The sequence below is a fragment of the Streptomyces marokkonensis genome (assembly GCF_008312835.1).
In the GTDB taxonomy this organism is placed as follows: domain Bacteria; phylum Actinomycetota; class Actinomycetes; order Streptomycetales; family Streptomycetaceae; genus Streptomyces; species Streptomyces marokkonensis_A.
This window is the reverse complement of record NZ_VSKS01000008.1, coordinates 1-25,811: the sequence shown is the minus strand read 5'-3', so window position 1 is coordinate 25,811 and position 25,811 is coordinate 1. Positions and strand designations below refer to the sequence as shown.

The window sequence follows — 25,811 nt, the reverse complement described above, 5'->3', positions numbered from 1 at the left end:
CCCGGCCGGCCGAGACCGGCGCCCTACTCGCCCTTCGCCGATATCAGTCCCTGAATCCGTCCCAGGACCCGCACCTCGCCGTCGGCCGGATCCAGCGCCACCTCGTTGGAGACGGACTCCATCGTCAGCGACTGCCTGATCTCCCCGGTCGTCAGCGCCAGCACGTCCTTGTTCGGCGTCGGCACGGACGCCCCCGCCGCCGCCGTCTGCTTCTCGAAGTGGCGCGTGGTGAAGAACACCAGCGCCCCGCCGTCCTCGGTGCGCAGCGCCAGCGGGGCGTAGTCGCCGTTGGTCATCGGCTCGTCGATGTACTGCGTGGCCAGCCCCGGCCGCTCCGCCTTCTTCTCGCGCGCCGCCCGCCACCCGCTGGTGTGCGGACCGTCGGAGAAGACGTCCCCGCCGTCCTTGAGGAACGAGGCGTACCCCTGGCTCAACTCGCCCGGCGGCACCGCCACATCGGACGCGTTCGCGGGCACGGCCTCCGCCCACCCTTCCTTGTCCGTCTTGAACTCCGGTATGTCGCCGGGGTTCACCAGCGTCAGGTACGCCGCTTCCCACGGCTCGTCGAGACCGTTCCGGGTGAACACCAGCAGCCAGCGCGTCTCACCGCCCTTGTTGGCGTCCGCGTCCGCGAGGAACCAGCGCGGCCAGCCCGCCTTCGCGGGGATGGTGAACTTCGCGTCCGTCAGCCTCAGCGGCGCGTGCCGGGGGTTGCCCCGAGGGCTGTTGGCCCGCCCGGCCTTCAGCCGCGCCTCGTCGATGGCGGCGAGGGCGCCGGTGGTGTGCTCGGCGTCCAGGGAACTGTCGTACGCCTTGTCGGCCGCGTTGTACGCGGCCGTGAACTCCTCCAGCGCCTTCGCGGCCTCGGCGCGGCTGGTGGCCGGGAGCACCTCGCGCTCACCGTGCACCACCACACAGCCGCTCGCCGTCAGCGACAACGCGGTCACCGACGCGGCCATGAGCACGCACATGTCAAGCCCGCGGTGCCTGCGGAGCCTTCGAAGGCCGAGATCCCTGCTCATCCGGTTCCTTCACCTTCCCCTTCCCGGAGGCGAACCCTACCGGGGCGAGGAAGAGCGCGAGCGTCGGGACCAGGTACAGCAGCCACACCGTGACCTGGAGGACGGTCGGGTCGGGCTGGAAGTTGAACACGCCCTTCAGCAGGGTGCCGTACCAGCTGTCCGGGGGAACGGCGCCGCTGACGTCGAAGGCCAGGTTCGTCAGACCGGGCAGCCAGTCGGCCTCCTGCAGATCGTGGAAGCCGTACGCCAGCACACCCGCCGCCACGACGACCAGCAGGGCGCCGGTCCACGTGAAGAACTTGGCGAGGTTGATGCGCAGCGCGCCCCGGTAGAACAGCCAGCCGAGCAGCACCGCCGTCGCCAGCCCCAGCGCCACCCCGACGAGCGGACGCGGACTGCCGTCACCGGCCGCGTGCACCGACGCCCACACGAACAGGGCCGTCTCCAGCCCTTCGCGGCCCACCGCGAGGAACGCGGTGACGACCAGCGCACCCGTGCCCATGGCGAGCGCGGCGTCCAGCTTCCCGTGCAGTTCCGCCTTCAGATGCCGCGCGGTGCGCCGCATCCAGAACACCATCCAGGTCACCAGGCACACCGCGAGGACCGACAGCGAACCTCCCAGCGCCTCCTGCGCCTCGAACGTCAGCTCCTGCGAGCCGAACTCGAGCACGCAGCCGAAGGCGAGCGCGAGGGCGACCGCGACGGCGATGCCGGTCCACACCGGTTTCAGCGCGTCCCGCCGGCCGGTCTTCACCAGGTAGGCGATCAGGATGCAGACGACGAGACTGGCCTCCAGCCCCTCGCGCAGACCGATCAGGTAGTTGGAGAACACGGTTACGCCTCCTCGGAGAAGAGCGCCCGGCCCCACCAGTCGTCCTGGTCGCGGACGCCCGGTGGAACGGCGAAGACCGCCGAACCCACGTGCTGGATGTACTCGTTGAGCGCGTCGCCGGCCAGATTGCGCTGGACGCGGATGAACCCGGTGCGCGGATCACGCTGGTAGGCGAGGAAGAACAGCCCCGCGTCCAGCCGGCCCAGGCCGTCGGTGCCGTCGGTGAAGGAGTAGCCGCGGCGCAGGAGCGTCGCCCCGGCGTTGGTCTCCGGATGGGCCAGCCGCACATGGGCGTCGGGCTTCATGGCCTTCAGGAACGGCTCGTCCCGCTCCTTCGCCCTGCCGACCGGCGCGCCCTCGCCCTTGTCGCGGCCGAAGATGTCCTCCTGCTCCTGCAGCGAGGTGCGGTCCCAGGTCTCGATGTGCATCCGGATCCGCCGGGCCACGAGGTAGGAACCGCCCGCCATCCACGCGGGCCCGTCCTTCTCCCCGACCCAGACGAACTTCTCCAGACGGTCCTTCTCGGTGCCCGAGATGTTGCGGGTGCCGTCCTTGAAGCCGAACAGGTTGCGCGGGGTCTGCGCGTCGGGCGTCGTCGACGAGGTCTTGCCGAAGCCGAGCTGCGACCAGCGCACCACGACCCGGCCGAAGCCGATGCGGGCGAGGTTGCGGATCGCGTGCACGGCGACCTGCGGATCGTCCGCGCACGCCTGCACGCACAGGTCCCCGCCGCTGCGGTCGCGGTCGAGGTTGTCCCCGGCGAACTTCGGCAGCTCGACGAGCGCCTCGGGCCGCTGCCCGGCCAGGTCGAACTTGCCGAACAGGGACGGCCCGAAGCCGACCGTCAGCGTCAGCCGGGACGGCTTGAGCCCCAGCGCCTCACCGGTGTCGTCCGGCGGTGCCTCGGCCGGGCCGCCGTAAGCGCCGTCACCGACGGCGCGGCCGGCCGTCATCCGGCGCGCCGCCACCGTCCATTCCTTCAGCAGTTCCACGAACGCGGCGCGGTCCTCGGTCGTCACGTCGAAGGCGGCGAAGTGCAGCCGGTCCTGCACCGGCGTGGCGATGCCCGCCTGGTGCGGGCCGTGGAACTCCACCGCCGCTCCCGCGCCCGTCTCCTGCTCGTCGCCGGTACGGGCCACCGCCACCGCGCCGCCGGCCGCGGCGGCACCGAGCGCGAGTCCCGCGCCGCCCCAGCCGAGCAGCGAACGCCGTGACGGCGCGTGCGGGTTGCTGTTGCCGTTGCTGTCCATGTCCGTCACCACCCCGCCCCGCTTCACGGGGCCACGACGGCCGCGGCGAGCCGCGACAGCGGCTCGGCGAGCGCGTTGACCGCGTCCGACAGTTCCTTGCGGCCGGCCTTGCCGACCTCGTCGTACGGGACGAAGTCGTAGGACGTCGTGTCGGGCCGGTACCGGTCGAGCAGGGTGCCGAGCGCCGCGAACTGCTTGTCGAGCTCCTTGACCAGCGCCGGGTCGTTCTCCCGGGCGACCGGCTCGAGCAGCGCGTACGACTTCTCGGCGCCCTCGACGTTGGCCTTGAAGTCGACCAGGTCGGTGTGCGAGTAGCGCTCCTCCTCACCGGTGACCTTGCCGGTGGCGACCTCGTCGAGGAGTTCCTTGGCGCCGTTGGCCATGGAGGTCGGCGTGATGTCGGCCGTGCCGACCCGCTTCTGCCAGTCCTCGAGGTCGGTGATCAGCCGGTCGGCGAGCTCCTTCTCCCGGTCGCCGATCTTCTTGTCCTGCCAGAGGGCCTTCTCCAGGCGGTGCCAGCCGGTCCAGTCCGTCGCCGGGTCCTGGCCGTCCTCCAGGCCGTCCTCGCGGACGTCGACCTTGGGGTCGATGTCGCCGAAGGACTCGGCGACCGGCTCGGTGCGCTCCCAGCCGATGCGGGAGGGCGCGTACGCCTTCTTCGCGGCCGCGATGTCGCCGTCCTTGACCGCCTTCGCGAACTCCCGCGCCTTCGGCAGCGTCTCGTCGGCCTGCGCCTGCACGTACGCGCGGTACGCGGCCACCGCCTTGTCCAGCCGGGGGTCGCGCTCGACGGCCTTGCCGCCGGTGGCCCTGACGTCCTGGCGTATGCCCTTGCCGCGCATGCCCGGCTTGCAGGCGATCCGGTAGTCGCCGGGCTTCACCTCGGCGGTGACGCGCTGCTTGGTGCCCGGTCCGATGTTCTCCCGCTCGGTGACCACCCGGTCGTCGGGGAAGAGGATGTAGACCTCGGTGACCTTGGAGCCCTTGTTCTCGATGGCGAGTTCGACGTGCCCGGCCGGGAACTCCTTCGGCGAGACCTCGCACGAGTCGTCGGTGGCCGTCACGGTGACGACCTGGTCACCGTCCCCGGCGCCCTTCTCGGTGCAGCCGCTGACGGCGGCGAGCGCCGCCGCGGTGGCGACGGCGGTGACGAGCGAGAGTCTGGCGGGTCCGGCGGATCGCATGAAGGCTCCAGTGCGGCTGAAATGTTGCGTAATCAACCTCGCGTAAGGAAGGTGAGGCTCGCCTAACATACCTGCGGTTCGACCGGGTGATACCGGTGCACTCAGTGATCCGCCTCTCATGGACGCTGTATGGGCACGGAGCGGTTACGGTGGCTCAAAACGACTGCCATGATCAGGTCAAGGAGAGGTCAGCCCGGGTCAAGCGGAGGTCAACCGCTGCCTGCCGGAACCCCGTGCCCCGGGCCGGCCGGCCGGGTGGCGATGCTTGAATGCCCCCGTGACTGACTACGACGTGCTGCGCGTCTTCTGCGGACACCGCGGCGGGTACGGCAACGAACTCGGTGTCGTCCGTGACGGTTCGGTGATGCCCGAGCGGGAGGACCGGCAGGCGTTCGCCGCGAAACTCGGTTTCAGCGAGACCGTGTTCGTCGACGACCCCGAGCGCGGGGTGATCGACATCTACACCCCCACCCTGCGCCTGCCCTTCGCGGGCCACCCCTGCGTCGGCACGGCCTGGCTGCTCGACGTACCCGAACTCGTCACCCCCGCGGGGGTGGTGGGCGCCCGGCAGGACGGGGAGTTCTGCTGGATCGAGGCCCGGGCGGAGTGGGTGCCGCCGCGCACCCTGCGCCAGTACGCCACCGCCGCCGAGGTGGACGCCCTGCCCGTGCCGCCGAAGGGGGAGTGGATCTACGCCTGGGCCTGGCTGGACGAACCGGCGGGCCGTGTCCGCGCCCGGGCCTTCCCCGGCCGTGACGACGGCATCGACGAGGACGAGGCGACGGGCGCCGCGGCCCTCCTGCTCACCGACCGCCTCGGCCGGGCCCTGAACATCACCCAGGGCACGGGCTCCCAGATCATCACGGCCCCCCAGCCGGAGGGCTGGACGGAGATCGGCGGCCGCGTCCACCTGGAACGCTGACCGGTCACGCCGGCAGGGGGAACTCCTCGCCCAGGGCCCGGAAGACCGCCGTGTTGAGCGCGAACGCCCGCTTGCACTCGGACACGATGCGCTGCTTCTCCGGGCCGCCCGCCGGGAGGGCGTCCAGGAGTGCGCGGTAGTCCCGCTTGAAGGCCGCCGGGTGGGAGATGTCCTCGAAGACGTAGAAGCGCACGCCGTCGCCCTTCCTCGCGAAGCCCCAGGTCCGCTCCGCCCTGCCGCGGATGACCTGGCCACCGGAGAGGTCGCCCAGATAGCGGGTGTAGTGGTGGGCGACGTAGCCGCCCGGCCAGTCGCGGGCGCACTCGGCGACCCGGTCGGCGTACGTCCGGGTGGCGGGCAGGGCGGTCAGGCGGGAGCGCCAGTCCGGGCCCCGCAGGTGCGCCAGGTCCCGCTCCAGCGCGGGCAGCCGGAACAGTTCCGGCCGGACGAAGGGGCCCGCCACCGGGTCGGACGTGAGCTCCCGCGCGCCGGACTCCAGGGCCTCGTACACGAACCACAGCTGCTCGGTGTAGCGCGCGTAGGCGTCCACGCCCAGCCGGCCGCCGAGCAGATCGCTCATGAACGCCGAGGTCTCCGCCTCCACGTGCTGCTGGTGGGAGGCGGTGCGGATGAGGGTGGAGAAGGAGTCCATGAGTCCGGTTCCCGCGGGTCACGGCAGCGTCAGGATGTCCGCCCCCGTGTCCGTCACCACCAGTGTGTGCTCGAACTGCGCCGTCCGCCTGCGGTCCTTCGTCACGACCGTCCAGCCGTCGTCCCACATGTCGTACTCGTGGGTCCCCAGCGTCAGCATCGGCTCGATCGTGAAGGTCATCCCGGGCTGCATCACCGTCGTCGCGTGCGGACTGTCGTAGTGCGGGATGATCAGGCCCGAGTGGAACGAGGAGTTGATCCCGTGCCCGGTGAAGTCGCGCACCACCCCGTAACCGAACCTCTTCGCGTACGACTCGATCACCCGGCCGATGATGTTGATCTGCCGGCCCGGCTTGACCGCCCTGATCGCGCGGTCGAGCGACTCACGGGTCCGCTCGACCAGCAGCCGGCTCTCCTCGTCCACGTCCCCGACCAGGTAGGTCGCGTTGTTGTCGCCGTGCACCCCGCCGATGTACGCCGTCACGTCGAGGTTGACGATGTCCCCGTCGCGCAGCACCGTCGAGTCCGGGATGCCGTGGCAGATGACCTCGTTGACCGACGTGCACAGCGACTTGGGGAAACCGCGGTAGCCGAGCGTCGAGGGGTAGGCGCCGTGGTCGCACATGTACTCGTGCGCCACCCGGTCCAGCTCGTCCGTCGTCACACCGGGCTTGATCAGCTTCGCGGCCTCCCCCATCGCGCGCGCCGCGATCCGGCCGGCGGTACGCATCGCCTCGATCGTCTCGGGCGTCTGCACCTCCGGCCCGGTGTACGGCGTGGGGGCGGGCTTGCCGACGTACTCGGGACGACGGATGTTCCCGGGCACGGAACGGGTGGGGGACAGTTCCCCCGGAACGAGCAGCGACTGGCCAGACATGCCGGCGAGTCTAATTCAGGCGCGACGGGGGACCATCTCTCGTGGCGGAAGGAGCCGGTCATGCCCCTGTTCAAGAAGCGTACGGTCGGAAAGCCGGGCGAGTGGTACTACTGCCTGGAGCACAAGAAGGTCGAGGAGGGCCCCGACTGCCCGGCCAAGGACCGCTTCGGCCCGTACGCGAGCCGCAGCGAGGCCGAACGCGCCATGGAGACGGCCCGCGAGCGCAACCTCCAGTGGGAGAACGACGCCAAGTGGCGGGACGCCCCCGCGGGCGAACGCGACGACGACTGACCGCGCCGGGGCCGCTACCAGCGGGTGGGCGGCGGGGCGGTCAGCAGGTCGGCCAGCCTCGACAGGCGGTCCCGGAAACGGCGGGGCCCCCTGCGGGCCGGCAGGGCGTTCTCCCCGGCCGCCGCGCTCACCAGGTGCTGCACGGTGTCCAGGTCCAGCTCGGAGCCGTCGGGCACGGGCAGGACCTCGTGGGCCAGCGCCGGGAGCTCGCCCTCGCCGGGGCCCAGGGCCAGCAGCGTCGCCCCGGCCCGGCGGGCGTCGGAGATCCGCTCGAGCAGCGGGGCGGGCGGCTCCCCGGGCGCCACCACCAGCAGCGTCTCACCCCGCCGCGCCGCCTCCAGCCGCCCCGGTCCCACCGCGAGGTGCGCGGGGTCCGAGGGGCGCGCGTCGTGCCGTACGAGCGTGGGGGCCAGCTCCGGCGTGCCCGACCATGCGGCCTCGTCCACCAGATGCGCCGCCAGATGCCACGGCTCGTACTCCGGTGTGCCCACGAGCAGCAGCCCGCCGCCGTGCGCGACCACCGACCCGCGCAGTGTCCCCGCGAAGTGCCGGGTGGCGCCCAGCCACTGCGTCCCGGCGAGCACGTCCCGCAGCAGCGCGACCCGTACGGCATCCATGCCGCCGCATCCTGCCCCAACGGCACCCCCCTGTCCCGCTGTTCGGCCCGGATTCGCCCGACCCGGGGACAGCCGCCCGCGCCCTTGGTGACGGCGCTCACGCGGGCCGGAAACGGTGCCGTCACGGACGTAGAGTCGGCCCATGACCTCTACCGACAGCGCACAGCAGCCCGCCAAGGCCCCCGCCAAGGACCCCTGGGACCTGCCCGACGTGTCCGGGCTCGTCGTCGGCGTGCTCGGCGGCACAGGGCCGCAGGGCAAGGGCCTGGCCCACCGGCTCGCCAGGGCCGGCCAGAAGGTGATCATCGGCTCCCGGGCCGCCGAGCGCGCGCGGGCCGCCGCCGAGGAGCTCGGCCACGGCATCGAGGGCGCCGACAACGCCGAGACCGCCCGCCGCAGCGACATCGTGATCGTCGCCGTGCCCTGGGACGGCCACGGCAAGACCCTGGAGTCCCTGCGTGAGGAGCTGGCGGGCAAGCTCGTCGTCGACTGCGTCAACCCGCTCGGCTTCGACAAGCAGGGCGCCTACGCGCTGAAGCCGGAGGAGGGCAGCGCCGCCCAGCAGGCCGCCGCGCTGCTCCCGGAATCCCGGGTCACCGCCGCCTTCCACCACCTGTCGGCCGTGCTGCTCCAGGACCCGGAGATCGACGAGATCGACACCGATGTGATGGTGCTCGGCGAGGTCCGCGCCGACGTGGAGATCGTCCAGGCGCTGGCCGGCCGCATCCCCGGCATGCGGGGCGTCTTCGCCGGACGGCTGCGCAACGCCCACCAGGTGGAGTCGCTGGTCGCCAACCTGATCTCCGTCAACCGCCGCTACAAGGCGCACGCCGGGCTCCGCGTCACGGACGTATGAGGCGATGGGGGACACTGGAGGCCGTAGCAGTGCCCCAGCAGTGTCCCCCGACAGGAGCCCGCAGCCATGCCCCGCCTAGCCCTCTACGCCCTCGTCGTGTGCCTCCTCGCCGTCGCCGCGGCCGTCGTCTCCTTCGTGCGGGGCAGCGTGCTCATCGGCGTCGTGTGGGTGCTGCTGGCGGGCCTGTCGTCCAACATGACCTGGTACTACGTGGGGCGGGGGCGGGCGGCGTCGCGGGACGGCTCCGTCACGGGCTGACCTCGCAGACACCGCTCGGGTCACGCCAGAAGCGGAACAGTTCGTAGCCGCAGTAGGTGTCGAACTCGTGGATGCCGAGCGTCCCCAGCAGCGAGTCGACCACGTCGAAGAACGCGCCGTTCACCGAGGGCACCCACAGCAGCGCGAACACGAACAGCAGACCGAACGGGGCGAACGGCTCCACCTGCCGCCGGACGCCGTGCGACAGCCAGGGCTCGATCACGCCGTAGCCGTCCAGCCCCGGCACCGGCAGGAAGTTCAGGATCGCGGCCGTCACCTGGAGCAGCGCCAGGAAGGCCAGCGCGAACCGGAAGTCCGCCGGCACGCCGTCCAGCGCGTCCAGCCAGAACGGCGCCGTGCACACGACGGCGAACAGCACGTTCGTCAGCGGTCCGGCCGCCGAGATCAGGCTGTGCCGCCACCGCCCGCGGATCCGGCCGCGCTCGATGAAGACGGCACCGCCCGGCAGACCGATACCGCCCATGATCACGAACACCACGGGAAGCACGATGCTCAGCAGGGCGTGCGTGTACTTCAGCGGGTTCAGCGTGAGGTAGCCCTTCGTGCCGACCGAGAGGTCGCCGCCGTGCAGCGCGGTGCGCGCGTGCGCGTACTCGTGCAGGCACAGGGAGACGATCCACGCGGCCGTCACGAACAGGAACACCGCGACGCCCGGCTGCGCGGCGAACCCGGTCCAGGTGGCCCATCCGGTGACCGCCGTGACGGCCAGGATCCCCAGGAAGACCGGGCTGATCCTCCGGTCGCTGTGACGGGCGGCGGCGGTGGTCATGGGGCTCCCTGGACGGTCGGGCACGCGGGGGACCCGCGGGGGACTGCCCGACGGTACCGGGCGCACCGGGAAAACGTCTCGCGCCGGCGGCCGGTTCCATGGGGGGTGGGGCGGCCCCGCCGCCGCGGTCCGGCGCCCGCGTCCGTGACCGGCGGCCGGAAGCCGGTGCCGGCCGCACCGCCCTCATGACCGTTCCGACCGCCACCGGAGAGAATGGACCCCGTGCGCTACCGCATCCTCGGCACCACCCAGGCCCTCCGTCCCGACGGCACCGCCGTCCCCGTCGGCGGGGCGCGGCTGCGCGCGCTGCTGACCGTGCTCGCCCTGCGGCCCGGGCGCACGGTCCCGGTGGGCCTGCTGGTCGACGAGGTGTGGGACGGCGACCCGCCGGCCGACGCGACCGGGGCGCTGCAGGCCCTCGTCGGGCGGCTGCGCCGGGTGATCGGCGCGGACGCGGTGGCCTCCGTCGACGGCGGCTACCGGCTGACCGCCGCGCCCGACGACATCGACCTGCACCGCTTCGAGCGGCTGGCCGGCGAGGGCCTGCGCGCCCTGGCCGACGGCGACGCCGCCAAGGCGGCCGTCGTACTGGACGACGCCCTCGCCCTGTGGCGCGGCGGCCCCGCCCTGGCCGGCCTGCCCGACCGCACCGCGGAGGCGGCCCGCGTCGGGACCCGGCACCTGGACGTGCTGCGCGCCCGGCACACCGCGGCCCTCGCCCTCGGCGACGCCGAGCGGTCCCTGCCCGAGCTGACCGCGCTGTGCGACGGTCACCCCCTCGACGAGCCCCTCCAGGCGCTGCGGCTGCGCGCCCTGCGCGACACGGGCCGCACCGCCGAGGCCCTGGCCGCCTACGAGGACGTGCGCCGCCTGCTGGCCGACCGTCTCGGCTCCGACCCGGGCGCCGAACTGCGCGCGTTGCACGCCGAGCTGCTGAGACCCGAGCCGGCGGCCGAGACCCGGGGGAGTGAGCCGCCCGGCAACCTGAGGGCCCGGCTGACCTCGTTCGTCGGCCGCGAGGACGACATCGAGACCCTCCGCGCGGACCTCGCCGCCGCCCGTCTGGTCACGCTCCTCGGACCGGGCGGGGCGGGCAAGACCCGCCTGTCGCAGGAGGCGGCCGACACCGTACGGCGGACCACCCCCGACGGCGTGTGGCTCGCCGAACTCGCCCCGGTCGACGACCCCGACGACGTCCCCGAGGCCGTACTCACCGCCGTCGGCGCCCGCGAGACCGTCCTCTACGGCGCCGGCGCCGAGAGCATGAGAGCCGTCGCCGACCGGCACGCCGACCCGGTGGAGCGCCTCGCCGAGCACTGCGGCCCCCGCCGCATGCTGCTGATCCTCGACAACTGCGAACACGTCGTCGAGGCCGCCGCCCACCTCGCCGAGACGCTGCTGAAACGCTGCCCCCGCCTCACCGTCCTCGCCACCAGCCGCGAACCCCTCGGTGTGCGCGGGGAGTTGCTGCGCCCGGTGGAGCCCCTGCCCGAGCCGGTCGCCCTGCGCCTGCTCGCCGACCGCGGGGCGGCCGCCCGCCCGGGGTTCTCCACCGACGACGACCCGGAGGCATGCGCCGAGATCTGCCGCCGCCTCGACGGACTGCCCCTGGCCATCGAACTCGCCGCGGCCCGGCTGCGGATGCTCACCCCGCGCCAGATCGCCGACCGGCTCGACGACCGCTTCCGCCTGCTCACCTCAGGCAGCCGCACCGTCCGCCCCCGCCAGCAGACCCTGCGGGCCGTCGTCGACTGGTCCTGGGACCTGCTCGACGCGGACGAACGCGACGTCCTGGGCCGCCTGTCGGTGTTCGCGGGCGGTTGCGACCTCACCGCCGCCGAGGCCGTGTGCGGCCCCGCCGCGCTCGAGGCGCTCGGCTCCCTGGTCGACAAGTCCCTGGTGGTCGCCGCCCCTTCGGGAGACGGCGAGATGCGCTACCGGCTCCTGGAGACGGTCGCCGAGTACGCGGGCGAACGCCTCGACGAGTCCGGGCGGCGCGCCGAGGCCGAGCGGGCGCACCTGACGCACTACCGCGAACTGGCCCGCACCACCGACCCGTTGCTGCGCGGCCCGGACCAGGCGGCCGGCATCGAGCGGCTGGAGCGGGAGTACGAGAACCTGCGCACCGCCCTGCGCCACGCCATCGCACTGCGCGACGAGCAGGAGGCGCTGTGCCTCACCCTCTCCCTGTCCTGGTACTGGCAGATGCGGGACCTGCGCGTCGAGGCCCGCAACTGGTGTGCCGACGTCATGGCCCTCGGACCCGACCCGTTCACCGAGCCGGTGCGTCCCGCCGCTCCGCTGTGGCAGCGCTGCACCGACGCCCCGCCCCCCATGACCGGCGAACTCCTCGCCGAGGCCCGGCGCGGTGTCCACCTGGTCCATATGGCCTGCATGGACACCGAACTGGACGACTGGCAGACCCCGCAGGCCCAGCACAAGCTGCGCCTCGTCGCCGCGACCTACCGGCCGGGCCTGCCGCAGACCTGCCGCCCGCCCGGCCTGCTCTGGGCGTTCGCCGTGATGCTGACCGGCGACATGGACCGGCTGCGCGAGGTCGTCGACGCGGCCGTCCGCACCTGCCGGGAGGTTCCCGGGTTCGACTGGGAGCTGGCCTCCAACCTCCAGATGCGCGCCAACTTCCTGGCCAACCGCAGCGACTGGGCGGCCGACGCGCGCCGCGACGCCGACGAGGCCCTGGAGATCCACCGCAGGCTCGGCGACACCTGGGGCACCGCCGAGGCCCTCTCGGCGCGCGGCGAGGCCCGTGAGCGCCGCGGCGCCTACGAGGCCGCCGCCGCGGACTACCGGGCCGCCATCGAACTCGTCGAACGCCTCGGCGCCCGCGCCCAGAAGGCCCTGCTCCTCGCCCGCCTGGGCAGTGTGCTGCTGGAGGCGGGGGAGGGGGAGCGCGGTGAGCGGATGCTGCGCGACGTCATCGACCGCACGCGCGGCGGCCACAACGAGGCCATGCCCGCCGCCCGGCTCTTTCTGGCCGGCTGGCTGGGCAGGACCGGGCGGACCACCGAGGCGCGCGAGCAACTGCGGATCCTGCGCGAGGAGTTCCGCATCGCGCACTACGTCGTCTTCGACGCGTTCATCCTCGGCGCCGAGGGCTGGCTGGAGGTGGCCGACGGCAACGACGAGCAGGCGCTCGTCATCGTCCGGGAGGCACTCCGGCAGGCCGGCGATCCGCTGTCCGCCGCCATGGCGCCCCACATGCGCTCGGTGTACCTCACCATGGGCGCGACCGCCCTCGCGGGACTCGACGGGGGTGCGCGCGCCCGTGACGCGGCCCGCTGTCTCGGCGCCGCCGACGCGGGACTGCCGCCCGGTCACGTCCCCGTCGGCGCGGAACGCGAGGCGCGGTCCCTCGCCGAGGCCCGCACGCGGGAGGCCCTCGGCGACGCGGCGTACGAGACCGCGTACGCGGAGGGCGCCGGCCTCACCGTGGAGGAGGCCGTCGCCCTCGTCTGACGCGTCGGCCGGTCAGCTCTTGGTACGGAACTTGTGGACCGCGACCGGCGCCATCACCGCCGTGATCCCCACCGACCAGGCCAGCGTCATCCACAGGTCGTGCGCGACCGGACCGCCCACCATCAGCCCGCGCGCGGCGTCCGCCAGCGCGGACAGCGGGTTGTACTCGGTGAAGCTCTGCAGCCAGCCCGGCATCGACTGCGGCGGCGCGAAGATCGACGAGCCGAACTGCAGCGGCATCAGCACCAGGAAGCCCATCGCCTGCACCGACTGGGCGTTCTTCATCACCACACCCAGCGTGAGGAAGACCCACATCAGGGCCGAGCCGAACACCGCGGACAGCCCCACGGCGGCGAACAGCCCCGGCCAGTCGGTGATGTCGAAACCGACGAGCACACCGACGACCAGCAGGATCGCCGTGGCGATCAGCATCCGCATCATCTCGACCGAGATCTTCGCGAACAGCACCGAGCCACGCCCGATCGGCAGCGACCGGAAGCGGTCCATGACCCCGGTGTTGAAGTCCTGGTTGAACCCGGTGCCCACTCCCTGGGCCATGTTCATGCCCATCATGGCCATCAGGCCGGGCACGATGTACTGCACGTACGCCTCCTGCCCGCCGCCCAGCGACTGCCCGATCGAGCCGCCGAAGACGTACACGAACAGCAGCGTGAACACGATCGGGAACAGCACGGCGTCGAACATCGACTCCGGGTCCTGCCGGATCCACAGCAGATTGCGGCGCACGAGAGCCCCGGTGTGCCGCAGATGGGCACGCAACGGGATGCGCGCGTCCGCGCGGAGGCCGGACGTCAGGGCACTCGCACTCATGCGGCGACCTCCTCGCGGGTCCCGGTGGGTACGGCGTCCTGCGGGGCACTGGCGCGGTGGCCGGTGAGGGACAGGAACACCTCGTCCAGACTGGGCAGTTCGGTGCTGATGGAGCTGAGCGTGATCCCGCGCGCGGTGACCGCGCCGACCACGGCGGTCAGCTGCTCGTCACTCAGCACCGGAACGAGCACCGCACCCCGCTCGGTGTCCACGGTGGTGCCGGCGAGCCCGGTGATGCCCAGCGTGTCGAGGGCGTCCGCCAGCGGACGCAACTGGAGCGGGTCGGCCGGGCGGACCCGCAGCGTGCGGCCGCCCACCTTGGCCTTGAGCTGCTCGATCCCGCCGCTCGCGATGACCTTGCCCCGGTCCACGACGGTCAGCTCGGAGGCGAGCTGCTCCGCCTCCTCCATGTACTGGGTGGTCAGCAGCACCGTCACCCCGTCCCCGACGAGCCGTTTGACCTCCTCCCACACCTCGTTGCGGGTACGGGGGTCCAGGCCCGTGGTCGGCTCGTCGAGGAACAGCACGGCCGGCCGGCCGATCATCGAGGCGGCCAGGTCCAGCCGCCGCCGCATACCGCCGGAGTACGTGGCCGCCGGGCGCCGGGCCGCCTCGGTGAGCGAGAACCGCTCCAGCAGCTCGTCGGCGCGGGCCCGCGCCTCCTTGCGGGACAGGTCGAGCAGCCGCCCGATCAGATACAGGTTCTCCCAGCCCGGGAGCTTCTCGTCCACGGAGGCATACTGCCCGGTCAGCCCGATCACCCGGCGCAGCTGCCGCGGCTGCCGGACCACGTCGTACCCGGCCACGGTGGCGTGCCCCGCCGTCGGTACGAGAAGGGTGGACAGAATCCGCACCAGCGTGGTCTTCCCGGCCCCGTTCGGGCCGAGCACCCCCCTCACGGTGCCCTCACGCACCTCCAGATCGACCCCGTCCAGCGCCCTGGTCTCCCCGTAGTGCTTGACCAGCCCCCGCACGGAAACGGCGCTCCCCGGTTCCTTGTCGTTTCGCGTCATGCCGATGACGCTCCCAGCCCCCACCGACAAAGCACCGACAGAGCACCGACATCCCACCGACAGCCCCCGCCCGGCCCCGGGCATGCGCCGGCCCCGCCGACGGGGGAAGATCGGCGGGGCCGACGGATGGTGCGGCAATGGCTCAGTGGACGGAGTGCGCCTCCTCCGGGAACGTCCCGCCGACCACGTCCTCGGCGAACGCCTTCGCGGCCCCGCGCATCACCTCACGCAGATCCGCGTACTGCTTGACGAACTTCGGCACCCGGCCCCCGGTCAGCCCCAGCATGTCGGTCCACACCAGTACCTGGGCGTCCGTCTCGGCACCCGCCCCGATCCCGACGGTCGGAATCTGCAGGACCCGCGTCACCTCGGCGGCCAGCTCCGCCGGCACCAGCTCCAGCACCACCGCGAACGCGCCCGCGTCCTGCACGGCCTTGGCGTCCCGCAGCAACTGCTGCGCCGCCTCCTCGCCGCGCCCCTGCACCCGGTAGCCCATGGCGTTCACCGACTGCGGGGTCAGCCCGATGTGGGCCATGACCGGGATGCCGGACTCCACCAGCAGCTCGATCTGCCGGTGCGACCGCTCGCCGCCCTCCAGCTTGACGGCGCCCACACCGGCCTCCTTGACCAGCCGGGTCGCCGAGCGCAGCGCCTGCACCGGCCCCTCCTGGTACGAGCCGAAGGGCAGGTCGCCCACGATCAGGGCCCGTGAGGTGCCCCGTACGACCGCGGCGGACAGCATGGTCATCTCGTCGAGGGTGACGGGCACGGTGGTCTCGTACCCGAGGTGGCAGTTGCCCGCGGAGTCGCCGACGAGCATGACCGGGATGCCGGCCTCGTCGAACACGGACGCGGTCATCGCGTCGTACGCGGTGAGCATGGGCCACTTCTCGCCGCGTTCCTTGGCGGCGGCGATGTCACGGACAGTGATACGGCGCGTGCCCTTGCCCCCGTACAGCGTGGTGCCGCCGGAGGAGGAACCGGACGTCGTCCCGGTCTGGGCAGCCGAAAGCTGCGTCATTGAACCGTCTCCCAACACGTCATCTCGAGGCGCCCTGACGGCGTCCCCGGACCACGTCCATGGTGGCACCTCCACCGGCGGAGGGCCAGAGGCTGCCCGACGAGCCCCGCGAGCCGCGGCGCCGCGACAACAACCGGGCAACACGCAATCCGGAGCAGAACGTCTCGTACCGGAACTTCCTACGCTGATCCGCATGACTTCTCCTGCCGCCCCCGCCCGCCGGATCCCGGAGGCCGTGCACCGGCGCCGCTGGGTGATTCTCGGCGTGCTGATGATGAGCCTGCTGATCGTCGTCCTGGACAACTCGATCCTGAACGTCGCCATCAGGACGATCTCCACCCCCGCCCCCACCGGCCTGGGCGCCACCCAGAGCGAGCTGGAATGGGCCATCAACGCCTACACGCTCGTCTTCGCCGGCCTGCTGTTCACCGCGGGGCTGCTCGGTGACCGGCTCGGCCGCAAGAAGGTGCTGATCGGCGGTCTCGCCGTGTTCGGCGCGGGCTCGGCACTCGCCGCGTTCTCCGGCTCCCCGGCCGAGCTGATCGGATTCCGCGCGGTGATGGGCCTGGGCGCGGCGTTCGTCATGCCGGCCACCATGGCGGTCCTGATGCACGTCTTCGAACGCGACGAACAGCCCAAGGCCATCGGCATCTGGACCGGTGGAGTGGGCCTGGCCATCGCCATCGGCCCGATCACCGGCGGACTGCTCCTCGACCACTTCTGGTGGGGTTCGGTCTTCCTCGTCAACGTGCCCATCGTCGCCCTCGCCGCCGCCCTGATGCTGTGGCTGGTCCCCGACTCCCGCGATCCGAAGCCCGGCCGGATCGACCCCGTCGGCGTCGTGCTGTCCGTGACCGGCCTGGTCCTGCTGGTGTACGGCATCATCAGCGGCGGCCGGCTCGCCGACTTCACCGACGTCACCGTGCTGGCGACGATCGGCGCCGGTCTCGCCGTACTGGCCGCGTTCGTGGTGTTCGAGAAGCGCAGCGACCACCCGTCCGTCGACATCTCCTCCTTCCGGAACAAGGTGTTCTCCGCCTCGATCGTCGCGATCGCGCTGGTCTTCTTCGCGCTGATGGGCGTGACCTTCTTCGCGGTGTTCTACCTCCAGAGCGTGCGCGGCCACTCGCCGCTGGAAACGGGCCTGCTGATGCTGCCGCTGGCCGCGACGCAGATGCTCTTCGCGCCCCGGGCCCGCCTCATGGTGGACCGCGTCGGGAGCAAGGTCACCACGACCGCCGGCCTGGTGGTGCTCGCGGCGATGCTGGCCGCGTTCGCGCTCCTGGACAGGGACACGCCGATCTGGTTCCTGGAGGTCGTCTTCTTCCTGATGGGCACCGGCATGGCGTACGTGATGACGCCGGTCAGCGTCGTCGTCATGCAGGCCCTGCCGCGCGAGAAGGCCGGCTCGGCCTCCGCGCTCAGCAACACCTTCCGCCAGGTCGGCGGCGCCCTCGGCATCGCCATCCTCGGCTCGGTGCTGTCCACCGCCTACCGCACCGACATCGAGGAGGAACTGGGCCTGCTGCCGCCCGGCGCCCGGCACGCGGCCGGCGAGTCCATCGAGGCCACCCTGGCCGTGGCGGACCGGCTGGGCCCGCGCGGCGAGGCCCTGGCCGGCGCGGCCGCCGACGCGTTCCTGTACGCGATGCACGTCACGGCGCTGTGGGGAGCGGTCGTCGCGGTGCTGGGCGCGGTCGTCGTCGCCGTCTTCCTGCCCGGCCGCACACCGGCACCGGAAGGTGACGGCCGGGACCGGGCGCTGGTGACGGCGGCGGACTGAGAACCCACGGGCCGGTGGACCGCAGCCGCCGCCCACCGGGGGGAATCACCGCAGCCCACCGAGAGGATCCGACGACGTGAGTCCGGCCGGCACCGGCCCCCGGCATCAGGGGCCCGCGCGGGGCCGCCCCCGCAGCGAGGCGGCCGAGCGCGCGATCATCGAGGGAGTGATGGGGCTCCTGGAGGACGGCGTGCCCCTCGCGGAGCTCTCCATCGAGCGCATCGCCCGCACCGCGGGCGTCGGCAAGGCCACCATCTACCGCCGCTGGAGCGGCAAGGAGGAGCTCTTCGTCGACGTCATACGCGCCGCGGAACCCCCGGACCCCGACCTGCCCGGCACCTCCGTGCGTGACGACCTCGTCGTCCTGCTGGAGTCCCTGCGGCTGCGCGGCCTGGCCGGCCGGAGCCCGGCACTCCTGCACAACGTGCACGCCCAGATGAAGAGCAGCCCCGGCCTCTGGGCGGCCTACCACGACACCGTCATCCTGCCGCGCCGCAGGCTCGGCCTGGAGGTACTGCGCCGGGGCCGGCGCAGCGGCGAACTGCGCGCCGACGTGGATCTGGAACTCCTCAACGACATCGTCGTGGGCCCCCTCCTCGTCCGCACGGTTCTGAACACCGACGCCGACCTCCCGGACGACCTCGCCGAACGCGTGGTGGACACCCTCGTCGAAGGCCTGCGCCCCACCGGCGGCTGACGGCATCCCCTCGTCAGGCCTCGACCCCGTTGCGGGCGACGACGTCCGCGTACCAGCCCGCGCTCTGTTTGGGTGTGCGCCGCTGGGTGGCGAAGTCGACGTGCACGATGCCGAACCTCTTGCTGTAGCCGTAGGCCCACTCGAAGTTGTCCAGCAGCGACCACAGGAAGTAGCCCCGCACGTCGGCGCCCTCCTCGATCGCCCGGTGCACGGCGGTGAGGTGGCTGTGCAGGTAGGCGATCCGCTCCGGGTCGTGGACCTGCCCCGAGGGGTCGGCGTAGTCGTCGTACGCCGCGCCGTTCTCGGTGACCATCAGGGGGAGGCCCGGGAGGTCGTCGCGCAGCCGGATCAGCAGCTCGTACAGTCCGTCGGCGTCCACGGGCCAGTCCATGGCGGTCCGGGGGCCCGGTGCGGGCAGGAACCGGACGTGCCGTTCCGCACCGGCGAAGGGGGAGGGCGACTCCGACCGGCCGGCGGCGACGACGGTGGGGGAGTAGTAGTTGATGCCGAGCGAGTCGACCGGCGTCGCGCAGGTGGCGAGGTCACCGTCCCGCACGAACGACCAGTCGGTGATCCCCGCCGTGTCGGCGACCAGGTCCTCCGGGAGGCGCCCGCGGAAGACGGGGTCGAGGAAGACGCGGTTGGCGACGGCGTCGATCCGGCGGACGGCGTCCAGGTCGCCGGCCGACTGCGTGAGCGGACGCAGGGCGTGGAGGTTGAGCGTCAGGGACACGTGTGCGGCGGGCGGCAGGGCGTCGCGCAGTACGCGGACCGCGGATCCGTGCGCGAGGTTGAGGTGGTGTGCCGCGCGCAGACTGTCGAGAGGGCTGGTGCGGCCGGGGGCGTGTACGCCATTTCCGTACCCGAGGAAGGCGGCGCACCACGGCTCGTTGAGGGTCGTCCAGGTGTGGATCCGGTCGCCGAGGGCGTCGGCCACGACGCCGGCGTAGTCGGCGAAGCGCTGGGCGGTCTCCCGCTCGGGCCAGCCGCCCGCGTTCTCCAGCTCCTGGGGCAGGTCCCAGTGGTAGAGGGTGGCGACCGGCCGGATACCGGCGTCCAGGAGTGCGTCGGCGAGCCGCCGGTAGAAGTCGAGGCCCTTCTGCACGGCGGGCCCGCGGCCCGTGGGCTGCACGCGGGGCCAGGCGATGGAGAACCGGTAGTCGGTCAGCCCGAGGCGGCGCATGAGGGCGACGTCCTCGGGCATGCGGTGGTAGTGGTCGGCGGCGATGTCGCCGGTGTCGCCGTTGCGGACCTTGCCCGGGGTGCGGCTGAAGGTGTCCCAGATCGAGGGAGTGCGGCCGTCCTCGGCGGCGGCGCCTTCGATCTGGTAGGCGGCCGTGGCGGTGCCCCATCGGAAACCGTTCGGGAACCGGAGGACGGTCGTGTCGCCGGTGAGTGTGGCTGGTGCGGTCATGGACTGAGGCTCCGAAGACGCGGGTGGGGGTGGGAAGGGGAGCGGTGATGAAGGGGCCGGGGCTCAGCCCTTGACGGCTCCCTGCATGATGCCGCCGACGATCTGCCGGCCCAGGAGGCCGAAGACCAGCAACACCGGAAGGGTGCCGAGCAGCGTGCCGGCCATGATCACGGACTGGTCGTGGACGTAACCTCCGCCGAGCTGGCGCAGGGCCACCTGCACGGTGGGCTCGGACGAGGACAGGGCGACGATGGGCCAGAAGAAGTCGTTCCACGCGGCCATGAAGGTCAGCAGGCCCAGCACGGACATGCCCGGCCGGGCGACCGGCACCACGATGGACCAGAAGATCCTGGCGGTGGACGCGCCGTCGACCCGTGCCGCCTCGATGAGCTCGTCCGGCAGCGACTGCACCAGGTACTGGCGCATGAAGAACACACCGAACGCGGAGACCAGGCCGGGGAGGATGACGGCCTGGAGCTGGTTCACCCACTGCAGTTCGGCGATCAGCATGAACAGCGGGATGACGCCCAGCTGCGGCGGGATCATCATCGTGCCCACGGTGATCGCGAGCAGCGCGCCGCGTCCGCGGAAGCGCAGCTTGGCGAAGGCGAAGCCCGCGAGCGTGCAGCAGAGCACGGTGCCGAGGGTGATCGAGCCGGACACGATGAAGGAGTTCAGCAGCGCCTTGCCGATGTCCGCCTCCTCCAGCACCGCCTCGAAGTTGCGCAGCAGGTTCGGGCCGGGCAGGAGCGACGGCGGAACCCGGGCGAGGTCGGCGTTGGAGCGGCTGGCCGCCACGATGGTCCAGTAGAACGGGAACGCGGAGACCAGGACGGCGACGGTCAGGATCGCGTACGTGAGCTTGCCGGCGTGGTTGGTCCGTCCGGCGCGGGACCGGCGGGCCCGGCGGTGCGGCGGCTTCTCCGGACGGGCGGGAGGCGTGACCGGCGGGTCGGCGAGCGTGGTCATCGCACGGCCTCCTTGCGTGAACGGCGGTACGCGAGCAGGGCGTTGACTCCCACGAGCACCACGATGAGCAGGAACATGACCCAGGCGATGGCCGCGGCCCGGCCCAGGTGGAAGAAGCCCCAGCCCTGTTCGTACATGTACAGGCCGAGGGTCTGGTACTGGTGCGAGATGCCGCCCGAGATGGACCCCTCGAACAGCAGCGGCTCGCCGAACAGCTGCGTCGCCCCGATCGTGGAGACGATCACGGTGAACACGATCGTCGGACGCAGTCCGGGCAGGGTCACGTGGAAGAACTGGCGCCACTTCGACGCCCCGTCCATCTCGGCCGCCTCGTAGAGTTCCTGCGGGATGGACTGCATGCCCGCCAGGTAGATCAGGGCGTTGTATCCGGTCCACCGCCAGACCACGATGGTGGAGACGGCGATCTGTGAGGCGACGGTGCCGGTCTGCCAGTCGATGGGGCCGATGCCGACGAGCCCGGCGACGTAGTTGATCAGTCCGAAGTCCCGGCCGAAGAGCTGCGCGAAGACCAGGGTCGCCGCGGCCACGGACGTCGCGTACGGCAGGAGCATCGCCGTGCGCAGGAAAGTGCGGGCGCGCAGACGGTAGTTGAGCAGGTGCGCGAGCCCGAGGGCCATGACCAGCTGGGGCACCGTGGAGATGACGCCGATGGTGAACGTGTTGCGCAGAGAGGTCCAGAAGAAGTCGTCGGTGAACAGGGCCGTGTAGTTGTCCAGCCCCCGCCATTCCATGTCACCGGGGGTCTGCAGCTCGACCCGGTACAGGGACACGAACGCCGTGTAGATCAGCGGGAAGAGGCCGAAGGCGGCGAACAGGGTGAAGAACGGCGCGATGTAGGCGTAGGGCGACATCTTCTGCCAGGCGCGCCGTGCGGCGCTCGGCCCTGAGGGTGTGGGAGGCGGGGTCGGCGGAGCCGGCGTCTCGGTTGCGGAAAGGGTCACGGGGCGGCCTTCGGGAGGGGAACGGCGGTCGAGGGGGGGCCTCCGCCGCCGCCGGAGGGGCAGGCAGCGGCGGCGGAGGAGGTGTGGGCCGGCGCGCGGGGCGCGGACGCCGGGGCCTCGGCTCAGCCGAGGGTGTTGGCGACGCCCTTCGAGGCGTTCTTCCAGGCCTTGTCGGGATCGGTGCCCTTGCGCTCCACCTCGCTCAGCGCGTTGGTGATCTGCTGGGCGATGCTCTGGTCGTGCAGACCCAGGACCTGCACGGGCGCCGCCTTGGCCGCGTCACCGAAGATTTTGCCGATCGGGGCGTCCGAGAAGTACGGGTCCGTCGTGCCGGCGACCTTGTCGATGGCGCCGGTGCTGGAGGGGAAGTTGCCCACCTTGCGGAAGAGCTTCTCCTGCTGCTCGGGCGCCGTGAGCCACTTGATGAGCTCGTACGCCTCCTTCTTGTGCTCGGCGGCGCGCGGGACGGCGAGGTAGGAGCCGCCCCAGTTGCCGGCGCCGCCGGGCAGCTTGGCGATGTCCCACTTGCCCTGGCCGGCGTCACCGGCCTGGCCCTTGATGTAGCCGAGCATCCAGGCGGGGCACGGGATGGTGGCGAAGGAGCCGGCGGCGAAGGCCTGGTTCCACTGCGGCGACCACTGGTCGAGCTCGGCGCTCAGCCCGCTCTCCGCCGCCTCCACGGAGCGGTCCCACGCCTCGAGCAGGGCGGGGTTCTTGTCCCAGATCAGTTCTCCGGACGCACTGTAGTAGCGCTCCTTCTGCTGCCCGATCATGATCGAGTAGAGACTGCCGACGCTGTCGAGCCAGGCACTCTTGCCGGGGGCCTTCGCCTTGTACTTCTTGCCGAGTTCCAGGTAGCCGTCCCAGCTGGACCAGCGCTGCGCGAGTTCCTCACGGTCGGTGGGCAGCCCGGCCTTCTCGAACAGGTCGGTGCGGTAGCACATGGCCTCGGGGCCGACGTCCGTCCCGAGCCCGAGGACCTCTCCGCTCTTCCCCGTGGCGGCGGCCCACTTGGCCTCGGCGAACTGTCCCTTGAGGGACTCCGCGCCGTACTTCTTCAGGTCCTCGAACTTGTCGGCCTGCTGCTGGGTGACGGTGGCGATCCGGCCCACCTCGATGCCCTGCACGTCCGCGAGGCCACCGCCGCCCGCGAGGCGGGTCTGGAGCGACTTCCAGTAGTCGGCCTCGTCCTCGGTGTCCGTCTGCTTGATCGTGACGTTCGGGTGCAGCTTCTCGTACTCCGCGTAGAGCCCGGCCTCCTTGTAGCCGAAGGAGCCGAAGAGGTCCACGGTGAGGGTGATCTTGCCGCCTGCACCGTCGGCGGAGTCGGCGTCGGACGAACCGCCGCAGGCGGCGAGCAGAGCCCCGGTCAGGACGAGCGCCCCCAGTCGGGCGGTGACTCTTCTTGCGGCACGGGCTGTGGGCATGGGTGGGCTCCTCGACTCGGTGGCGCGAGAGCGCTCTGAGAGCGCTCTCAAAGGTGCGAGTGGAGAGTGCCCGTCCGATGAGCCGTACGTCAAGGCTCCGAGCGCGCCGGAATCGGAACTCCGGTCACGGGACCCGCGCCGGAGGTGTCACCACCGGCCGTGTCGGCGGTTCACGGGCGCCGCAGGCCGGCGTCCCGCGGCACCGGGGCTGTCCGCCGCACCGGTAACGCCGGCCGGCACGCGGGCGGCGGTGCGGCCGGGATGGGCCGTTCGGGGCGCCGGTCCGGCGGGGGACCCGGCGGGCCGGCGGCCGCTCGGGAACACTGGTGGCCGGGCCGGCTCGGACGCGGGCGCGGCGTCGCGCCCGTTCTCACGCCGAGGCGCGCCGGACCAGGGTCGTCGGCATGATCACGGACGCGGGGACGTGGCCGGCCTGCCGGTTCAGCAGCTTGATCAGCAGCTTCACCGACAGCCTGCCCAGGCCCTCGACGTCCTGGCGCACCGTGGTGAGCGCCGGGTCACTGGCGCTCACCACGGCCTCCATGTCGTCGAAGCCGACCACGGCCACGTCCTGCGGCACCCGCAGGCCCCGCTCGCGCAGCACGCGCAGCGCGCCCAGGGCCATGAGATCGTTGGCGACGAAGACGCCGTCGACGTCGGGTCGCCGGTCGAGCAGCTCCGCCATGGCCCGGGCGCCGCTCTCCTCGGTGAAGTGGCCCTCGCGCAGCAGCTCAGGGTCGGGATCGATCAGCACGTCGTGATAGCCGGCGATCCGGTCCAGCGCCGAGGTCTGGTCGCCCGGACCCGCGATGTGCGCGATGGTGCCGCGCCCCAGGGAGACCAGGTGGCGCACGGCCTCCCGCGCGCCGCCCCGGTTGTCGGTGTCGACATACGGCAGGGGCAGGCCGCCCTCCGTCCCCGGACGGCCGCCGAGGACCGCGGGTACCTTGCTTTCGGTGATCAGTGCGGGCAGACGGTCGTCTCCGTGCAGGGAGAAGGCGATCGCTCCGTCGACGTGCCCCCCGGCGAGATACCGGGCGATCCGGTCGTGATCGGACTCGTTCTCCACCCACAGCAGCACCAGCTGGATGTCGTGGGCGGTCAGTTCCCGGCTGATGCCCCGGAGCTGCTGCGCGAAGAACGGGTCGGAGAAGACCCGGAACTCGGGCTCCGCGATGATCACGGCGACGGCGCCGTGCCGACGGGTCACCAGCGAGCGTGCCGCGTGGTTGGGAACGTAACCCAGCTCGTCGACCGCCGTGCGCACCTTGTCGACCAGCGGCTGGCGCACACCGGCGCCGCCGTTGACCACGCGTGATGCCGTGGCGCGCGACACGCCGGCCCGCGCAGCGACAGCCTCCAGCGTCGGACGGTTTGCTGCTGTCTGCTCGGGCAAGGGAACTCCTGGTCTGCTGCGCGGCATCTCATCGCTTGCCGCTCCACCCAGTAGACAGGATAGATCCCCTCCTCTCGCCCTGAGAGCGCTTTCAGGCCAGCGCTCGGGCCCCGAGCGGCGGCTGCGCCGTGGCCGGCCGGTGTGCGGGCGGGTGTTCCGGCCGGTGGCCGCCGGCCGATGCGTGGGGCGTCCCGCTGTGAGCGGGGCGGCATCCGTGGCGCGCGCTTCGGTGGCGGTCGCGCCCCGGTGCGCCCTTGCGGCGCCGTGCCTTCCCACCTGCGACGGGACCCCGTCCCGGCCCCGGCTCGGTGACGATGGCACGCCCTCGCCCCGCACTGCCGCCGTCGGCCCCCGTGCGGGTCGCGGGCACCAATTCGTGCTTGAAGTATTGACCGTTCTTTGCCTGTTGCCTACGTTGACGCCACCTTGAGAGCGCTCTCAGAAAGGTTGCGCATGAGATTCCGCAGACCCCTGGCACTACTGCCGGCGGCCGCGATGGCCGCGGGAGGCCTCGTGGCCACCGTCGGCAGCGGTATCGCCTCGGCCGCCACCATCGAGGTGGGCAAGGGAAGTTACAGCGACGTCCGGCCGGCCGGGCGGCAGGGGCCGTCCAACAACGGCGGCCAGGCGGTCAAGCCGAAGGTCACGTCCGCCGTGGCGGACAAGCCGGTGCCGACCAACGACTGGTGGTCCTCGCTGGCCTTCCAGCGGTTCGCCGCCAACCCGTGGTCGGAGAACATGTACGGCCACCCCCTCACCTACAAGGCGGTGTCCGGCGGCCTGGAGGTCGGTTACCCGACCACGCATCAGATCGTCGGTGGGGGACGCCAGTACGAGTTCCCGCACAAGGCGGACCTGACCCTCGGCCTGTCGGGCCTCAACTCGCCCGACGCCAAGGCGGACGGGTGGAGCGACTGGACCGTCACCCCGTACTGGAGCGACGGGACACGGACCCTGCGGACGACCATCGGCCACGGCATGCCGTACGTGTACGCCGAAGGCACGGGCGGCGCGGCGCAGATCAAAGCCGCGGCCGCGCCGACGGTCTTCGCCGACCGGGGCAACGTCCTCGGCGTCACCATCTCCGGCCACCACTACGCGCTGTTCGCCCCGAGCAGCAGCGACTGGACCGTGTCCGGCAACGACATCCGGGCCGACCTCGGCTCGAAGGACTACTTCTCCCTGGCCGTCCTGCCCGGCAAGGACGCGCTCTCCGACTACGAGAAGTACGCCTTCAGTTTCGTGACCGGCTCCACGGTGGACTGGGAGTA

General features: G+C 72.1%; 23 protein-coding genes and 1 pseudogene. 8 read left to right on the top strand and 16 right to left on the bottom strand.

What is annotated here, in order from left to right; translation table 11 throughout:
• Positions 1-23: 23 nt before the first annotated feature.
• The 4 genes from F1615_RS15690 to efeO are packed head-to-tail and all read right to left on the bottom strand — an operon-like array spanning position 24 to position 4,288.
• Entirely contained in the window at positions 24-1,022 is a 999-nt protein-coding gene (locus tag F1615_RS15690; protein ID WP_167533762.1) for a hypothetical protein, read from the bottom strand.
• Complete coding sequence (efeU, locus tag F1615_RS15685) at positions 973-1,854, bottom strand: iron uptake transporter permease EfeU (protein ID WP_149549602.1); 882 nt, start codon at positions 1,852-1,854, stop codon at positions 973-975. Before efeU ends, F1615_RS15690 begins: the two co-directional genes overlap by 50 nt.
• Before the next feature lie 2 nt (positions 1,855-1,856).
• A complete protein-coding gene (gene efeB / locus F1615_RS15680; RefSeq protein ID WP_149549601.1) occupies positions 1,857-3,104 on the bottom strand; it encodes an iron uptake transporter deferrochelatase/peroxidase subunit in 1,248 nt (415 codons plus the stop codon).
• 23 nt (positions 3,105-3,127) lie between these two features.
• On the bottom strand, positions 3,128-4,288 hold the full coding sequence (gene efeO, locus F1615_RS15675) for an iron uptake system protein EfeO (protein WP_149549600.1): 1,161 nt from the start codon (positions 4,286-4,288) through the stop codon (positions 3,128-3,130).
• A gap of 277 nt (positions 4,289-4,565) precedes the next feature.
• On the opposite strand from efeO, the gene F1615_RS15670 reads away from it, so the two are divergent.
• A complete protein-coding gene (locus F1615_RS15670) occupies positions 4,566-5,210 on the top strand; it encodes a PhzF family phenazine biosynthesis protein (RefSeq protein WP_149549599.1) in 645 nt (214 codons plus the stop codon).
• A 4-nt stretch (positions 5,211-5,214) separates the two neighbouring features.
• Here F1615_RS15670 and F1615_RS15665 read toward each other — a convergent pair whose 3' ends face one another.
• Positions 5,215-5,862: a heme oxygenase (biliverdin-producing) gene (locus tag F1615_RS15665; RefSeq protein WP_149549598.1), complete on the bottom strand. Its 648-nt coding sequence runs from the start codon at positions 5,860-5,862 to the stop codon at positions 5,215-5,217.
• A gap of 18 nt (positions 5,863-5,880) precedes the next feature.
• Positions 5,881-6,738 carry a type I methionyl aminopeptidase gene (map, locus tag F1615_RS15660; RefSeq protein WP_149549597.1) on the bottom strand — a complete coding sequence of 286 codons (858 nt, stop codon included), beginning with the start codon at positions 6,736-6,738 and terminating at the stop codon, positions 5,881-5,883.
• 60 nt (positions 6,739-6,798) lie between these two features.
• Here map and F1615_RS15655 point away from each other — a divergent pair, with 60 nt between their 5' ends.
• Complete coding sequence (locus F1615_RS15655; RefSeq protein WP_149549596.1) at positions 6,799-7,029, top strand: hypothetical protein; 231 nt, start codon at positions 6,799-6,801, stop codon at positions 7,027-7,029.
• Positions 7,030-7,043: 14 nt separating this feature from the next.
• On the opposite strand, the gene F1615_RS15650 is transcribed toward F1615_RS15655, so the two are convergent.
• The gene (locus F1615_RS15650; RefSeq protein WP_149549595.1) at positions 7,044-7,646 is read right to left on the bottom strand and encodes a hypothetical protein; all 603 of its coding nucleotides are present in this window, start codon (positions 7,644-7,646) and stop codon (positions 7,044-7,046) included.
• Between the two features lie 142 nt (positions 7,647-7,788).
• Between F1615_RS15650 and npdG the strand changes: the two genes are divergently transcribed.
• Both npdG and F1615_RS15640 read left to right on the top strand, forming a co-directional pair.
• Complete coding sequence (npdG, locus tag F1615_RS15645) at positions 7,789-8,502, top strand: NADPH-dependent F420 reductase (protein WP_149549594.1); 714 nt, start codon at positions 7,789-7,791, stop codon at positions 8,500-8,502.
• Between the two features lie 66 nt (positions 8,503-8,568).
• Entirely contained in the window at positions 8,569-8,760 is a 192-nt protein-coding gene (locus tag F1615_RS15640) for a hypothetical protein (protein WP_149549593.1), read from the top strand.
• Here the strand turns inward: F1615_RS15640 and F1615_RS15635 are convergent.
• Complete coding sequence (locus F1615_RS15635; RefSeq protein ID WP_149549592.1) at positions 8,750-9,550, bottom strand: site-2 protease family protein; 801 nt, start codon at positions 9,548-9,550, stop codon at positions 8,750-8,752. The two genes, F1615_RS15640 and F1615_RS15635, sit on opposite strands and share 11 nt — an antisense overlap.
• Before the next feature lie 213 nt (positions 9,551-9,763).
• Here F1615_RS15635 and F1615_RS15630 point away from each other — a divergent pair, with 213 nt between their 5' ends.
• A complete protein-coding gene (locus F1615_RS15630; protein WP_149549591.1) occupies positions 9,764-13,027 on the top strand; it encodes a BTAD domain-containing putative transcriptional regulator in 3,264 nt (1,087 codons plus the stop codon).
• 12 nt (positions 13,028-13,039) lie between these two features.
• Here the strand turns inward: F1615_RS15630 and F1615_RS15625 are convergent, their stop codons facing one another.
• The 3 genes from F1615_RS15625 to panB all read right to left on the bottom strand — a co-directional run bounded on the left by F1615_RS15625 (position 13,040) and on the right by panB (position 15,892).
• The gene (locus F1615_RS15625; RefSeq protein ID WP_149549590.1) at positions 13,040-13,858 is read right to left on the bottom strand and encodes an ABC transporter permease; all 819 of its coding nucleotides are present in this window, start codon (positions 13,856-13,858) and stop codon (positions 13,040-13,042) included.
• A complete protein-coding gene (locus F1615_RS15620) occupies positions 13,855-14,871 on the bottom strand; it encodes an ATP-binding cassette domain-containing protein (protein WP_149549589.1) in 1,017 nt (338 codons plus the stop codon). The genes F1615_RS15625 and F1615_RS15620 overlap by 4 nt, the downstream gene beginning before the upstream one ends.
• Before the next feature lie 142 nt (positions 14,872-15,013).
• Positions 15,014-15,892, bottom strand: a complete 879-nt coding sequence (gene panB / locus F1615_RS15615) for a 3-methyl-2-oxobutanoate hydroxymethyltransferase (protein ID WP_149549588.1) — start codon at positions 15,890-15,892, stop codon at positions 15,014-15,016.
• A gap of 193 nt (positions 15,893-16,085) precedes the next feature.
• Here panB and F1615_RS15610 point away from each other — a divergent pair, with 193 nt between their 5' ends.
• Positions 16,086-17,675: an MFS transporter gene (locus F1615_RS15610; protein WP_149549587.1), complete on the top strand. Its 1,590-nt coding sequence runs from the start codon at positions 16,086-16,088 to the stop codon at positions 17,673-17,675.
• Between the two features lie 76 nt (positions 17,676-17,751).
• On the top strand, positions 17,752-18,372 hold the full coding sequence (locus tag F1615_RS15605; protein ID WP_149549586.1) for a TetR/AcrR family transcriptional regulator: 621 nt from the start codon (positions 17,752-17,754) through the stop codon (positions 18,370-18,372).
• 13 nt (positions 18,373-18,385) lie between these two features.
• On the opposite strand, the gene F1615_RS15600 is transcribed toward F1615_RS15605, so the two are convergent.
• From F1615_RS15600 to F1615_RS15580, 5 genes are all read right to left on the bottom strand, one after another.
• Complete coding sequence (locus tag F1615_RS15600) at positions 18,386-19,786, bottom strand: GH1 family beta-glucosidase (protein ID WP_149549585.1); 1,401 nt, start codon at positions 19,784-19,786, stop codon at positions 18,386-18,388.
• A gap of 63 nt (positions 19,787-19,849) precedes the next feature.
• Positions 19,850-20,755, bottom strand: coding sequence for a carbohydrate ABC transporter permease (locus tag F1615_RS15595; protein WP_149549584.1), 906 nt, complete (start codon positions 20,753-20,755; stop codon positions 19,850-19,852).
• A complete protein-coding gene (locus F1615_RS15590) occupies positions 20,752-21,717 on the bottom strand; it encodes a carbohydrate ABC transporter permease (protein WP_149549583.1) in 966 nt (321 codons plus the stop codon). Before F1615_RS15590 ends, F1615_RS15595 begins: the two co-directional genes overlap by 4 nt.
• 122 nt (positions 21,718-21,839) lie before the next feature.
• Positions 21,840-23,144, bottom strand: coding sequence for an extracellular solute-binding protein (locus tag F1615_RS15585; RefSeq protein WP_149549582.1), 1,305 nt, complete (start codon positions 23,142-23,144; stop codon positions 21,840-21,842).
• 370 nt (positions 23,145-23,514) lie between these two features.
• A complete protein-coding gene (locus F1615_RS15580) occupies positions 23,515-24,540 on the bottom strand; it encodes a LacI family DNA-binding transcriptional regulator (protein WP_208818325.1) in 1,026 nt (341 codons plus the stop codon).
• Positions 24,541-24,993: 453 nt separating this feature from the next.
• Here F1615_RS15580 and F1615_RS15575 point away from each other — a divergent pair.
• Positions 24,994-25,811, top strand: a pseudogene (locus F1615_RS15575) (glycosyl hydrolase); the annotation flags it as partial.

What these genes read in the sequence shown, in the direction of transcription:
- F1615_RS15690 (WP_167533762.1), bottom strand. Translation starts at nt 1,022, where the DNA reads ATGAGCAGGGATCTCGGCCTTCGAAGGCTCCGCAGGCACCGCGGGCTT.
- efeB (WP_149549601.1), bottom strand. Translation starts at nt 3,104, where the DNA reads ATGGACAGCAACGGCAACAGCAACCCGCACGCGCCGTCACGGCGTTCG.
- efeO (WP_149549600.1), bottom strand. Translation starts at nt 4,288, where the DNA reads ATGCGATCCGCCGGACCCGCCAGACTCTCGCTCGTCACCGCCGTCGCC.
- F1615_RS15665 (WP_149549598.1), bottom strand. Translation starts at nt 5,862, where the DNA reads ATGGACTCCTTCTCCACCCTCATCCGCACCGCCTCCCACCAGCAGCAC.
- map (WP_149549597.1), bottom strand. Translation starts at nt 6,738, where the DNA reads ATGTCTGGCCAGTCGCTGCTCGTTCCGGGGGAACTGTCCCCCACCCGT.
- F1615_RS15655 (WP_149549596.1), top strand. Translation starts at nt 6,799, where the DNA reads ATGCCCCTGTTCAAGAAGCGTACGGTCGGAAAGCCGGGCGAGTGGTAC.
- F1615_RS15650 (WP_149549595.1), bottom strand. Translation starts at nt 7,646, where the DNA reads ATGGATGCCGTACGGGTCGCGCTGCTGCGGGACGTGCTCGCCGGGACG.
- npdG (WP_149549594.1), top strand. Translation starts at nt 7,789, where the DNA reads ATGACCTCTACCGACAGCGCACAGCAGCCCGCCAAGGCCCCCGCCAAG.
- F1615_RS15640 (WP_149549593.1), top strand. Translation starts at nt 8,569, where the DNA reads ATGCCCCGCCTAGCCCTCTACGCCCTCGTCGTGTGCCTCCTCGCCGTC.
- F1615_RS15635 (WP_149549592.1), bottom strand. Translation starts at nt 9,550, where the DNA reads ATGACCACCGCCGCCGCCCGTCACAGCGACCGGAGGATCAGCCCGGTC.
- F1615_RS15630 (WP_149549591.1), top strand. Translation starts at nt 9,764, where the DNA reads ATGGACCCCGTGCGCTACCGCATCCTCGGCACCACCCAGGCCCTCCGT.
- F1615_RS15625 (WP_149549590.1), bottom strand. Translation starts at nt 13,858, where the DNA reads ATGAGTGCGAGTGCCCTGACGTCCGGCCTCCGCGCGGACGCGCGCATC.
- F1615_RS15620 (WP_149549589.1), bottom strand. Translation starts at nt 14,871, where the DNA reads ATGACGCGAAACGACAAGGAACCGGGGAGCGCCGTTTCCGTGCGGGGG.
- panB (WP_149549588.1), bottom strand. Translation starts at nt 15,892, where the DNA reads ATGACGCAGCTTTCGGCTGCCCAGACCGGGACGACGTCCGGTTCCTCC.
- F1615_RS15610 (WP_149549587.1), top strand. Translation starts at nt 16,086, where the DNA reads ATGACTTCTCCTGCCGCCCCCGCCCGCCGGATCCCGGAGGCCGTGCAC.
- F1615_RS15600 (WP_149549585.1), bottom strand. Translation starts at nt 19,786, where the DNA reads ATGACCGCACCAGCCACACTCACCGGCGACACGACCGTCCTCCGGTTC.
- F1615_RS15595 (WP_149549584.1), bottom strand. Translation starts at nt 20,755, where the DNA reads ATGACCACGCTCGCCGACCCGCCGGTCACGCCTCCCGCCCGTCCGGAG.
- F1615_RS15585 (WP_149549582.1), bottom strand. Translation starts at nt 23,144, where the DNA reads ATGCCCACAGCCCGTGCCGCAAGAAGAGTCACCGCCCGACTGGGGGCG.